General features: G+C 65.3%; 9 protein-coding genes. 8 read left to right on the forward strand and 1 reads right to left on the reverse strand.

The features are described from left to right. The first annotated feature begins 23 nt into the window (after window positions 1-23). From PNAP_RS16855 to mdoH, 5 genes are all read left to right on the forward strand, one after another. Entirely contained in the window at window positions 24-1,445 is a 1,422-nt protein-coding gene (locus tag PNAP_RS16855; protein WP_041376770.1) for an ATP-binding protein, read from the forward strand. Continuing rightward, window positions 1,429-2,142: a hypothetical protein gene (locus PNAP_RS16860; protein ID WP_011802743.1), complete on the forward strand. Its 714-nt coding sequence runs from the start codon at window positions 1,429-1,431 to the stop codon at window positions 2,140-2,142. The genes PNAP_RS16855 and PNAP_RS16860 overlap by 17 nt, the downstream gene beginning before the upstream one ends. Continuing rightward, complete coding sequence (locus tag PNAP_RS16865) at window positions 2,139-3,527, forward strand: sigma 54-interacting transcriptional regulator (protein WP_011802744.1); 1,389 nt, start codon at window positions 2,139-2,141, stop codon at window positions 3,525-3,527. Before PNAP_RS16860 ends, PNAP_RS16865 begins: the two co-directional genes overlap by 4 nt. 202 nt (window positions 3,528-3,729) lie before the next feature. After that, on the forward strand, window positions 3,730-5,313 hold the full coding sequence (locus tag PNAP_RS16870; protein WP_011802745.1) for a glucan biosynthesis protein G: 1,584 nt from the start codon (window positions 3,730-3,732) through the stop codon (window positions 5,311-5,313). Continuing rightward, on the forward strand, window positions 5,289-7,280 hold the full coding sequence (mdoH, locus tag PNAP_RS16875) for a glucans biosynthesis glucosyltransferase MdoH (protein ID WP_041376771.1): 1,992 nt from the start codon (window positions 5,289-5,291) through the stop codon (window positions 7,278-7,280). Before PNAP_RS16870 ends, mdoH begins: the two co-directional genes overlap by 25 nt. A gap of 110 nt (window positions 7,281-7,390) precedes the next feature. Here mdoH and ffh read toward each other — a convergent pair whose 3' ends face one another. Then, a complete protein-coding gene (gene ffh / locus PNAP_RS16880; RefSeq protein WP_011802747.1) occupies window positions 7,391-8,749 on the reverse strand; it encodes a signal recognition particle protein in 1,359 nt (452 codons plus the stop codon). A 76-nt stretch (window positions 8,750-8,825) separates the two neighbouring features. Between ffh and PNAP_RS16885 the strand changes: the two genes are divergently transcribed. The 3 genes from PNAP_RS16885 to PNAP_RS16895 are packed head-to-tail and all read left to right on the forward strand — an operon-like array spanning window position 8,826 to window position 11,583. After that, window positions 8,826-9,626: a cytochrome C assembly family protein gene (locus tag PNAP_RS16885; protein WP_011802748.1), complete on the forward strand. Its 801-nt coding sequence runs from the start codon at window positions 8,826-8,828 to the stop codon at window positions 9,624-9,626. Further along, window positions 9,623-9,868, forward strand: a complete 246-nt coding sequence (locus PNAP_RS16890; RefSeq protein ID WP_011802749.1) for a PP0621 family protein — start codon at window positions 9,623-9,625, stop codon at window positions 9,866-9,868. The genes PNAP_RS16885 and PNAP_RS16890 overlap by 4 nt, the downstream gene beginning before the upstream one ends. Then, window positions 9,865-11,583 carry a sensor histidine kinase gene (locus tag PNAP_RS16895; RefSeq protein ID WP_011802750.1) on the forward strand — a complete coding sequence of 573 codons (1,719 nt, stop codon included), beginning with the start codon at window positions 9,865-9,867 and terminating at the stop codon, window positions 11,581-11,583. Before PNAP_RS16890 ends, PNAP_RS16895 begins: the two co-directional genes overlap by 4 nt.

Raw genomic sequence — 11,583 nt, forward strand, 5'->3', positions numbered from 1 at the left:
CCTTGCGCCCAACCCCCAAGCCCATGCTGCAGCGGTTTTCGTTCCGGCAGTTGCTGGTGATTGCCTTCCTGCTGATTGCCGTGCTGCTGGGCGCCGCGTCGCTGCGCGCGCTGTTCGCGCTGCAGGACCTGACCGTGCAAAGCCGCGACAACGCGGCGCGCGCGCTCGACCTGAGCGGCGCGGCGCAGTCGCTGCGCGAGCGCAGCCTGTCGATGGAGCGCAGCTCGCGGCAGTCGGTGGTGCTCGATGACCGCGTCCTGCGGCAACGCTTCCGGGACGAAGCCCGCGATGCGACCAGCATCCTCACCCGCCTGGCCCGCGAAGACATTCCCGCCGCGAAGGCGCAGCCGTGGCGCACGCACCTGGACACCATGCTGGACCTGCTGACCGGCCCGCCGGACACCGCGCTGGAGCGCGAACACCAGCTGACGCAGGAATTTCGCGAACTCGAAGGCATCAATACCGCCATTGCCATGCAGGTGCAGCAAACCATCCAGCAGCGCAACCAGTCGCTGCAGGAAAAGTTAGAGACCAGCCGCCAGCACCTGGCGCAGCAGGTGACCTGGGCCATCGTGCTGACCGTCTTCATGGCGCTGGCCTTCGGCGTGTGGTTCACCCGGCCCCTGAAGCGGCTGGAAAACGCCATCATCGGCCTGGGCGAAAACCGGCTCGACCAGGTGATTGCCATCCACGGCCCGGCCGACCTGGCGCTGGTCGGCGAGCGGCTGAACTGGCTGCGGCTGCGCCTTAGCGAACTCGACGCCGACAAGTCGCGCTTTTTGCGCCACATCTCGCATGAACTCAAAACCCCGCTGGCCTCGCTGCGCGAAGGCGTGTCGCTGCTGGAAGACGGCGTGGCCGGTCCGCTGAGCCACGACCAGCGCGAAATCGCCCAGATCCTCAAGCACAACACCGGCGTGCTGCAAAGCCAGATCGAGGACCTGCTGCGCTTCAACACGGCGGCTTTCGAGGCGCGCCAGCTGCACCGGCAGACGATTGACCTGCTGCAGCTGATCGAAGACCAGGTGGATGCGCAGCGCCTGCAGTGGCGCGCCCGGGAGTTGACGGTCAACATCAGCGGCGAGCCGCTCAAGATGGAAGTGGACCCGGAAAAAATAGGCACCGCGCTGGCCAACCTGCTGTCCAACGCCATCCGCTACTCGCCGCTCAAAGGTACCATTGAACTGGCGCTGAGCCAGCAGCCCGGCTTGGTTCATATCGACATCCGGGACCAGGGCGTCGGGGTTGCACCAGCCGACCGGGAGCGAATTTTCGAGCCCTTTTACCGGGGCGAGCGCCAGCCCAAGGATGGCGTTCGCGGCAGCGGCATCGGCCTGTCCATCGTGCACGAATACATTGCCGCGCACGGCGGACGCATCGAGTTGTTGCCGCAAGAAACGGGCACCCATTTCAGAATAGAGTTTCCCCATGTTTATAAAAGCTGATTTTTTTGCGCGCCGCGGCCGGATCGGCCTGATGGCTTCAGGCATCACCCTGGCGGCGGCCTTGCTGGGGGCCTGCACGCTGGTCCAGGCCCCCAGCAGCGCCAAGCCGTCAACGCCCGAAAAACCAGCCCTGCCCGCGTCCGCTGCCAGCAGCAGCAACGCCGCAGCAGCCGCCGCCACCGCCAGCAACGCCGTGCCGTCCGCGCCTTCGGCCGGCACGGCGCCCGCCTCCGACAACGCAGCTGTCACCCGGGTACTGGCCTATGCGGACCGGATTCGCAGCCTGTCCAGCGCCGAGCTGAACCAGGAAGTGGCGCGGCTGGGCAATGCCTACATCCCCGCCAACCAGCTGCAACTGGCCCTGGCGCTGGCCCAGTTGCGCCAGACGCCGGAGCTGATACGGGCGCAGGAACTGCTAACCCGCCTGCTCGCCAACACCGATGCCGAAGCGCAGGCCCTGCACCCGCTGGCCCGACTGCTCGCGGCGCGCTATGGCGAGCAGCGCCGCCTTGAAGACCAGTTGGACAAGCAGAACCAGCAAACCCGCGAAGTCCAGCGCCGGCTGGACCAGACCAACGAAAGACTGGAGGCGCTCAAGGCGATTGAGCGCAGCCTGACCAGCCGCTCGCCTTCACCCGCATCTCCGGCCGCTTCGGCGCCCGCCAGCCGCAACCGCACGCCGGCGCCCGCGCCATGAGCGAAGCGCCCAACCCGGCAGCGCCCAGCCTGCTGGTCGTCGATGACGACGCCGACATGCTGCGCCTGCTGACCATGCGGCTCACAGCGGCGGGCTACCGCGTCACGGCCGTCACCTCGGCCGAGGCCGCGCTGACCGAACTGCAGCTTCATCGGCCCCAGCTGGTGCTGAGCGATGTGCGCCTGCCCGGCAAGGACGGGCTGGCGCTGTTCGATGACATCCGCGCCCGCCATCCTTCGCTGCCGGTGATCCTGCTGACCGCGCACGGCACCATTCCCGATGCGGTCGAGGCCACCGAGCGCGGCGTCTTCACCTACCTGACCAAGCCGTTCGACGGCAAGGCGCTGGAGGGCAAGATTGCCGAAGCACTGTTGCTGAGCGCGCCAGTCAACCCGGCCCGGCAGGGCAGCCCTGAAGCCTGGCAAACCCGCATCATCAGCCGCTCCAGCCGCATGGCCGAGGTCCTGGCCGAAGCGCGCATGGTGGCCACATCCGACGCCAGCGTGCTGCTGCGCGGCGAAAGCGGCACCGGCAAGGAACTGCTGGCCCAGGCGATTCACCAGGCCAGCGCGCGCGCCGCCAAGCCTTTCATCGCGGTGAACTGCGGCGCCATTCCGGAGGCGCTGCTTGAATCCGAACTGTTCGGCCATGTCAAGGGCGCCTTCACCGACGCGGTCAGCAACCACAAGGGGCTGTTCCAGGCGGCCGATGGCGGCACGCTGCTGCTCGACGAGATCGGCGACATGCCGCCCGCGCTGCAGGTCAAGCTGCTGCGCGTGCTGCAGGAGCACGAGGTCCGGCCGGTGGGCGCCAGCCAGTCGATTGCTGTCGATGTGCGCATCATCTCGGCCACGCACCGCGACCTGGACGCGGCCATGGCGGCCGGGGACTTCCGCGCCGACCTGTACTACCGGCTCAATGTCGTGACCCTGACGCTGCCGCCGCTGTCCGAACGCCGCGAGGACATCGCGCTGCTGGCCAACCATTTCCTGGTCACGCTGGCGGCCAAGTACGACAAGCGCCTGAGCAGCTTTGCCCCGGAAGCGCTCAAGGCGCTGACCACCGCCGCCTGGCCGGGCAATGTGCGCCAGCTCTACAACGTGGTCGAGCAGGTCTGCGCCCTCTCGACCACGCCGCTGGTGCCGCTGGCGCTGGTGCAGCGCGCCCTGCGCTCGCCGAGCATCCAGGTGCTGACCTTTGCCGAGGCCAAACAGCGTTTCGAGCGCGACTACCTGGTCGGCCTGCTCAAGCTCACCGATGGCAACGTGGCCGACGCCGCCCGGCTGGCCGACCGCAACCGCACCGAGTTTTACCGCCTGATGCAAAAGCACGGCCTCACTCCGGGCCACTTCAAGGCCGACAGCACACAGCCTTCCGCAGATTGAGTCGCTTTCTGGCGACAAGCTAAGTCCTTGATTTAAAAGGATTTTTAAAAACAGACAGGAATGTTGTCGTTGGCTGGCGACAAAACCCGGGGTTTTCGCCCGTTTTTCGGCCATTTTTGTCGAAAATATTTCCATTGTGCTTCCAAGTCATTGATTTAAAAAGGTTTTTTCAAGCTGGCACAGGGTTTGCCCTAGTGATGGCATGCAAGCTTTTTTTTATCGTTTCAAACCTGCCGGCGGGCTGCCCTTGCGGGCGTCTTTTTCCGCCCTGGCCTGCGCGGCCGTGCTGGCACTCGGTAGCGGCCAGGCCCTGGCCTGGAGCCTGGAAGATGTCGCCAAACTCGCCGGCCAGCGTGCCAAAACCCCTTTCAAGGAAGCTTCACACGCGGTGCCGGCCGAGCTGGCCAAAATGGAATACGACGACTACCGCGACATCCGCTTCAAGCCGGACAGCACGCTGTGGCGCGCCGACAAGCTGGCCTACGAAGCCAACTTTTTCCACGTCGGCCGCCATGGCGACGCGGTCCGCGTCAATGAAATCACGGCGGCGGGCGTCAAGCGCGTGCCGTATGACCCGGCCAAGTTCAACTTCGGCAAGAACAATCTGTCGCCCAAGAGCTGGGGTGACCTGGGCTACGGCGGCGTGCGCTTCTTCAGCAACCTGAATTCGCCGACCTACAAGGACGAATTGATCGTTTTCTCGGGCGCCAGCTACTTCCGCGCGCTGGGCTCCGGACAGCTTTACGGCCTGTCGGCGCGCGGCCTGGCGGTGGACACGGCAGGCCCCAAGGAAGAGTTTCCGCGCTTCACCGACTACTGGCTGGAAAAGCCCGCCACCGAAGGCGCACCGCTGACTGTTTATGCCCTGATGGATTCGGAGCGCATGACCGGCGCCTACCGCTTTGACGTGAAGCCGGGCGAGCAGACCGTCACCGAGGTGCATGCACGCATCTTTATGCGGGCTAGCGACAAGCCGGTGACCACGCTCGGCCTGGCACCGCTGACCAGCATGTTTTTCTTTGGCGAGAACCAGCCGCGTCCCGGCGACTTCCGGCCCGAGGTGCATGACTCGGACGGCCTGATGGTCGCCACCGGCGACGGTGAATGGCTCTGGCGCCCGCTGCAAAACCCGGCGTCGCCGCTGGTGACCTCGTTCAGCATGAAGAGCCTCAAGGGCTTTGGCCTGATGCAGCGCGACCGGGCTTTTCGCAGCTACGAAGACACCGAGGCGCGCTACGAACAGCGTCCCAGCGCCTGGGTGACGCCGCTGAACGATTTTGGCGCCGGCCGCGTCGAGCTGCTGCAATTCGCCACGCCCGACGAAACCCACGACAACGTGGCCGCTTACTGGGTGCCCGAAAAAATGCCGGCAGCCGGCCAGCCGCTCGACCTGGCCTACCAGATCGCCTGGCAGGGCAAAACCCAGCAGTTGCCGCCCAATGGCTGGGTGACGCAATCGCGCCGGGGCATCGGCTACAGCAAGCCCGGCGCCGACGCGCTGGGCCAGCAGGTCCAGTTTGTCATCGACTTTGCCGGCCCGGCCCTGGATGCCCTGCCTGAAGGCGCCAAGGTCGAGGCCATCACGACCGCCAGCGCCAACGCCCGCGTGGTCGAAAGCCTGGCCTACCGCAATCCGGCCACCGGCGCCTGGCGCATGACCCTGCGGGTCGAGCGGCTCAAACCGGCCAACGCCGCCGAGCCGGTCCAGCCGATTGAACTGCGTGCCTTTCTCCAACACAACCAACAAACCCTGAGCGAAACATGGACCAACCTGATCACAAACTGAATCGGCGCAGCCTGCTGCGTGAAGAACGTCACCCGAATGCCGTCACGGCGCCGCCGGTGCATCGGGGCTCGATGGCGCCGCGCCCGTGGCGGGGGTTCTGGAACAGCTTGGGCGCGGCCGCACTGTGGCCGGTGGTGAAACTGAGCAGCCGGGCAACTCCAAGGCAGGCATCGGTCCATGCCATGGAGCCGTGGCAACACGCGGCCAAGCGCCGCCGGACGGTGTTCATGCTGCTGACGCTGGTCAGCACGGTGCTGGCCACGGCGCTCTTTGCCGACATGCAGCCCGACTACGACAATGCCTTTTTGGAATACGGCCAGCTGGCCTTGTTCGCCCTGCTGTCGGCCTGGGTCGTGACCGGCTTCATGACGGCGATGATGGGTTTTTACGTCACGCTGTTCGGCGACGCGCACACGCTGTCGGCCAAGAAGGTCCAGCACCACACGCTGGACCCGTCCACGCGCACCGCCATCATCATGCCGATCTGCAATGAAGACGTGCGCACCGTGTTCGCCGGCCTGCGCGCCACCTGCGAATCGGTCGCGCTGAGCGGCCATGTGCGCAATTTCGACGTGTTCGTGCTGTCCGACAGCAACGACCCGGCCATCATCCAGGCCGAACGCGCCGCCTGGGAAGCCCTGCGCGGCCAGCTGGCCAGCAATATCAACCAGTCCAGCGACCAGCCGCAGATCGAGGTCTATTACCGCCTTCGCAAGCGCCGCACCGACCGCAAGGCCGGCAACGTGGCCGACTTCTGCCGCCGCTGGGGCAAGGACTACCGCTACATGGTGGTGCTGGACGCCGACAGCGTGATGAGCGGCGACTGCCTGGTCTCGATGGTCAAGCTGATGGAAGCCAACCCGACCGCCGGCATCATCCAGACCGCCACCCAGGCCATCGGCCACGTGACGCTGCATGCGCGCGCGCAGCAGTTCGGCTCGCGCGTGACCGGCCGCCTGTTCACGCTGGGCATGCAGTTCTGGCAGATGGGCGAGTCCCACTACTGGGGCCACAACGCCATCATCCGCATCGAGCCTTTCATGCAGCATTGCGCGCTGGCGCGCATCTTGGGCACGGGCGGCATGGCCGGCAGCATCATGTCGCACGATTTCGTCGAAGCCGCGCTGATGCGCCGCGCCGGCTACCACGTCTGGCTGGTCGCCGACCTGATCGGCAGCTACGAGCAGCAGCCGCCCGATTTGCTGGCCGAGTTGCAGCGCGACCGCCGCTGGTGCCAGGGCAACCTGCAGAACTCGCGCCTGATCGCCGAGCCCGGCATCCACCCGGTGCACCGCTCGATGTTTGCCACCGGCGCCATGGCCTACCTGTCGGCGCCGCTGTGGCTGTGCTTCATGACGATGGGCACGGCGCTGTGGCTGTCGGGTTCGCCGATGGTCAGCGACTGGGCCGTGCTGCCCGGCGAGCTAGTGTCGCTCTGGGCCTGGACGCTGTGCATGCTGTTTTTGCCGCGCATCCTGGGCATTGCCGCCATCCTGCTCAATCGCCAGCAGCAGGCCTATGGCGGCACCGCCAGCCTGCTGCGCAGCGCGCTGCTGGAAACCCTGGTTGCCCTGCTGCAGGCGCCGATCCGCATGCTGGCGCATTCGCTGTTTGTCGTCGTTGCGCTGACCGGCCTGAAGCTGGACTGGAAATCGCCTCCGCGCGAAGCCGCCGCCGTGCCATGGCGCCATGCGCTGGGGCAACTCGCGCCGATGAGCGGCGTGGTCGTGGCGCTGGCCGCCGGCATCGCGATGATCGACGCCAGCGCGCTGGTCTGGCTGCTGCCGGTCGGCCTGCCGCTGCTGCTGTCGATTCCGATGACCGTGCTGACCAGCAAGGTCGGCGTGGGCACCGCGATGCGCGCGCAGAACTACCTGTTGATCCCGGAAGAAACCCGCTCGCCAGCCGTGCTGCGCCGCGCCTGGCTGCACGCCAGCCAGCCCAAGCCGAGGCTCAAAGCGGCCTGAAGCGCAACCAGTCCTGAAACGCCGACGGGCGCAAGCAACTATCAAAAAGATAGCTGCTTGCGCCCGTAGTCATTGCGCAAACACCTGTTCTTGCTTAAAAAACCGGCACTTCAGAACTTCGGCATCCCCTTCATGCCGCCCATGCGCTTCATCATCTTCATCATGCCGCTGCCCTTCATCTTTTTCATCATGCCCTGCATCTGCTCAAATTCATTCAGCAGGCGGTTGACCTCCTGAACATGCACGCCCGAGCCGGCGGCGATGCGGCGCTTGCGCGTCGCCTTGATGAGTTCGGGCTTGCGCCGCTCCAGCGGCGTCATGCTCAAAATGATGCCCTCCTTGCGCTTCATGTCTTTTTCGGCCTTGTCCATGTCGATGGAGCCGGCCTTGGCGGCCATTTGCGTTGGCAGCTTGTCGAGCAGGCTGGACAGGCCCCCCATGCTCTTCATCTGCTGCAGCTGGCTCAGAAAATCGTTGAGGTCAAAGCCGTCGCCGGACTTGATCTTGGCGGCGAGCTTTTGCGCCTCGGCCATGTTCACGCCCGACGCCATCTGCTCGACCAGCGCGACGATGTCGCCCATGCCCAGGATGCGGCCGGCATGGCGCTCGGCGTCAAACACCTCCAGACCGTCGAGTTTTTCGCTGGTGCCCGAGAACTTGATCGGCGCGCCGGTGATCTGGCGCACCGACAGCGCCGCGCCGCCGCGCGAGTCGCCATCGGTCTTGGTCAGGATGATGCCGGTCAGCGGCAGCGCTTCCTTGAAGGCCTTGGCCGTGTTGACCGCATCCTGGCCCTGCATGGCATCGACCACGAACAGCGTCTCAATCGGCTTGAGGATGGCGTGCAGTTCCTTGATTTCATTCATCAAGGCTTCGTCAATCGCCAGCCGGCCGGCGGTATCGACCAGCAGCACGTCGAAGAAATGCCGCTTGGCGTAGTCGAGCGCGGCGCGGGCGATGTCGGCCGGCTTCTGGTCGGGCGTGCTCGGAAACCATTCGGCCCCGGCCTGCTTCGTGACGACCTTGAGCTGCTCGATGGCGGCCGGCCGGTACACGTCGCCAGAAACCGTCAGAACCTTTTTCTTGCGCTTTTCAATCAGGTGCTTGGCCAGCTTGGCGGTGGTCGTGGTCTTGCCCGCGCCCTGCAGGCCGGCCATCAGGATGACGGCGGGCGGCTGCGCGGCCAGGTTGATGTCGCTCACGCCCTCGCCCATGGTGGCGGCCAGTTCCTTGCTGACAATGCCGACCAGCGCCTGGCCCGGCGAGAGCGAGCCCATCACCTCCTGGCCCAGCGCTTTTTCCTTGACGCGGGCAATGAAGTCGCGCACCACCGGCAGGGCCACGTCGGCCTCCAGCAGCGCCATGCGGACTTCGCGCAGCATGTCCTGCACATTGGATTCGGTGATGCGGGCCTGGCCGCGCATTTCCTTGACGAGGCGGGATAACTTGTCGGTAAGGGCTGTAGCCATGAAGTGGTGTCCTGAAACGGGGCGCTGCGGGGAGCCAAAGGCCAGAAAAGACCTGGCCAGGCGCTAAACTCTAGCCATGATTTTAGCTTTCAGCGATGGATGGGGTCTTGCGGCAGCGGCAGGCGCGGCCACAGCCTATGCAGTCCTTGCACTGGCAACTCCCCGTCTGGGCGAGGGCGCGCTGCGCGGCCTGCTGCTGGCCGCCTGGGGGCTGCATGCGGTGACCCTGGTCGAGGCCCTGCTGGGCACGCCGCCGCGCTTTGGCTTTGCGCCCGCGCTGTCGATGACGGTCTGGCTGGTGCTGACGGTATATGCGGTCGAACGCCGCCTGTTTCCGCAGCTTCAGGCGCACTGGGCGCTGGCCGGGCTGGGCAGCGCCGCCGTTATTCTGGCCATGATTTTCCCGGGCACCAGCTACCACGTCATTGCATCGCCCTGGCTGCCGCTGCACTGGGCCCTGGGCATTGCCTCTTACGGCCTGTTTGCGGCGGCCGTCGTGCATGGCTGGCTGATGGTTAGGGCCGAGCGCTCCATCCGGCAGGCCGGGCAAAACCATGCCGGGGTTCCCTTGCTCACGCTCGAACGCCTGACCTTCCGGTTTGTCGAGGCCGGTTTTGTGCTGCTTTCAGCCACCTTGCTGGTGGGCTGGCTGTTTGCTGAAACCCTTTACGGCCCTGGCCTGGGCTGGAAGTGGGACCACAAGACGATTTTTTCACTGCTGGCCTGGGCCGCCTTCGCGGGTCTGCTGATCGGGCGCGCACGCATGGGCTGGCGCGGCCTGAAAGCCGTTCGCGTGCTCTACCTGGGCGCCGCACTGCTGCTGCTGAGCTATGCCGGTTCGCGCTTTGTGCTTGAAGTCATCCTGAGGCGGGCATGAAGTACCTGCTGGTCATCGCCCTTGTCCTGCTTGTGTTCTGGCTCTGGCGCAGCAACCGGCAGGCGGACAGAAATGCAGCGCAGCCGCGCCATTCCCCCGGCAAGGCGCCCGCAGGAAAAGAAATCACGGAGATGGTGGCTTGCGGGGTCTGCCATGTGCATCTGCCCAAGTCTGAAGCCCTGATTGGCAAGGGCGGCTTTTACTGCAGCGAGGCGCATCGCCGCGAGGCCGGGGCTGAATGAAGCTGCCAGTGTTTTTCTGGCGCCATACCGTGGCAAAAACGGCCGGTGCCTGGGAATCCGAAACCTCACAGGGCTCGTTCGGGCGACTGTGGGGGGTGTTCATGGATGCCCGCGTCGCCATCGCCGCCGTGCTGGTGATCCTGCAGGGAGCGCTGCAGGCCCTGGGCACGCCGCTGAATCACTGGACGCTGGCGGTATGCATCGCCTACCTGTGCTCGACCCTGGCAGTCCGGCTCTGGGCGCATCCCAGGCCGCCAGGCCGCACCTTTGACAGGCTGTGGATTTTGACCATTGGCGTGGATGTGATTGCATTCTCGCTGCTCAATTTTTTTCAGGCCAGCAGCATCAATTACACCCCGCTGTTTGCGCTGCCGGTGCTGCTGGCCTCGATACTCGGGCCGATTTTGCTGGCTTTTGGCACAGCGGCCAGCGTCACGCTGCTGCTGCTGGCCGATGCCTCCTGGACCTCAATGCATGGCGCCGGCGACCTGAATCCGCGCCTTTTGCAGGCAGCCCTGAGCGGTTCCGGATTTTTCCTGGTGGCCCTGCTGGCCAACCAGCTGGCGCTGCGGCTGGCGCGCGAGGAAAAACTCCTCAAGCAAAGCCAGTCCGTGGCCAGCATGCAGATCCAGGTCAATGAACTGGTGGTTGCCACACTGGCCGAAGGCGTGCTGGTGATGGATGCCGGCGGCATCGTGCGTTCGGCCAATCCCGCCGCCAGGCATTTGCTGGGCGCGCCCGATAGCCAGTATCCGGCGCCTTTCAGGCTGGCCGCGCAAACCGCCTGGCAACCCCTGGCCGAGTTGATGCAGCGCACCTTTTCACTGATGTCCGCGCAGGAAGGCCATATCAGCCTGGTCCATCCGGGTCTCAACACCCGAAGACTGCAGGTTCGCTCGCGCCTGACGGCTCCGAAGGACGGCCTGCATGAAAGCCTGTGCGTGATGTTTCTGGAAGACCTGCGCGAAATGGAAGCGCGCGTGCGCATCGAGAAACTGGCCGCCATGGGGCGCATGTCGGCTGCCGTGGCGCATGAAATCCGCAACCCGCTGGCCGCCATTTCGCAGGCCAATGCGCTGCTCGAAGAAGACCTGCATGATGCCGGCCAGCGCCAGCTCTCCAGAATGATTGCGCAAAATGCCCAGCGCCTGGCCAAAATTGTCGATGAAGTGCTGAACATTTCCCGGGCGCAGCAGCAAATTCCGGCACCGCAGACCACGATCCTGCGGCTCGATGAGGCCACCCGGCGCATTGCCAACGACTGGGCCCGGCAAAACGCAGCATCCGCACAACTGCGCATCAGCACCGACACCGGCAACGCGGCAGTCTGCTTTGACGACGACCATTTGCGCCGCCTGATGGTCAACCTGCTGGACAATGCCCTGCGCTACGCCAGCGGCTCGGCCCAGGCCCTGGAGGTGAGCACCCGCCTGATGGCCCCGGGCCAGGCCAAGCTGGCGGTATGGAGCGATGGGCAGCCGCTTGAGGAAACCGTCCAGACGCACCTGTTCGAGCCTTTTTTCTCATCCGAAAGCCGCTCCAGCGGGCTGGGGCTTTATATCTGCCGCGAACTGTGCGAGCGCTACGGCGCCCTGATCGGTTACCAGCGTGTGCTGCGCGAAGACACCCAGGGGAATGAATTTTTCATCATGTTCCGGCCGGCGTCACAGTTCCTGAGTGCCGAGCTGCCCTGCCTGGATAACGTCCTTGTCTGA

The sequence above is a fragment of the Polaromonas naphthalenivorans CJ2 genome (assembly GCF_000015505.1).
GTDB lineage: Bacteria > Pseudomonadota > Gammaproteobacteria > Burkholderiales > Burkholderiaceae_C > Polaromonas > Polaromonas naphthalenivorans.

Excerpts from the sequence above, each read along its gene's own strand:
- PNAP_RS16855 (WP_041376770.1), top strand. The coding sequence starts at position 24 with ATGCTGCAGCGGTTTTCGTTCCGGCAGTTGCTGGTGATTGCCTTCCTG.
- PNAP_RS16860 (WP_011802743.1), top strand. The coding sequence starts at position 1,429 with ATGTTTATAAAAGCTGATTTTTTTGCGCGCCGCGGCCGGATCGGCCTG.
- PNAP_RS16865 (WP_011802744.1), top strand. The coding sequence starts at position 2,139 with ATGAGCGAAGCGCCCAACCCGGCAGCGCCCAGCCTGCTGGTCGTCGAT.
- PNAP_RS16870 (WP_011802745.1), top strand. The coding sequence starts at position 3,730 with ATGCAAGCTTTTTTTTATCGTTTCAAACCTGCCGGCGGGCTGCCCTTG.
- mdoH (WP_041376771.1), top strand. The coding sequence starts at position 5,289 with ATGGACCAACCTGATCACAAACTGAATCGGCGCAGCCTGCTGCGTGAA.
- ffh (WP_011802747.1), bottom strand. The coding sequence starts at position 8,749 with ATGGCTACAGCCCTTACCGACAAGTTATCCCGCCTCGTCAAGGAAATG.
- PNAP_RS16885 (WP_011802748.1), top strand. The coding sequence starts at position 8,826 with ATGATTTTAGCTTTCAGCGATGGATGGGGTCTTGCGGCAGCGGCAGGC.
- PNAP_RS16890 (WP_011802749.1), top strand. The coding sequence starts at position 9,623 with ATGAAGTACCTGCTGGTCATCGCCCTTGTCCTGCTTGTGTTCTGGCTC.
- PNAP_RS16895 (WP_011802750.1), top strand. The coding sequence starts at position 9,865 with ATGAAGCTGCCAGTGTTTTTCTGGCGCCATACCGTGGCAAAAACGGCC.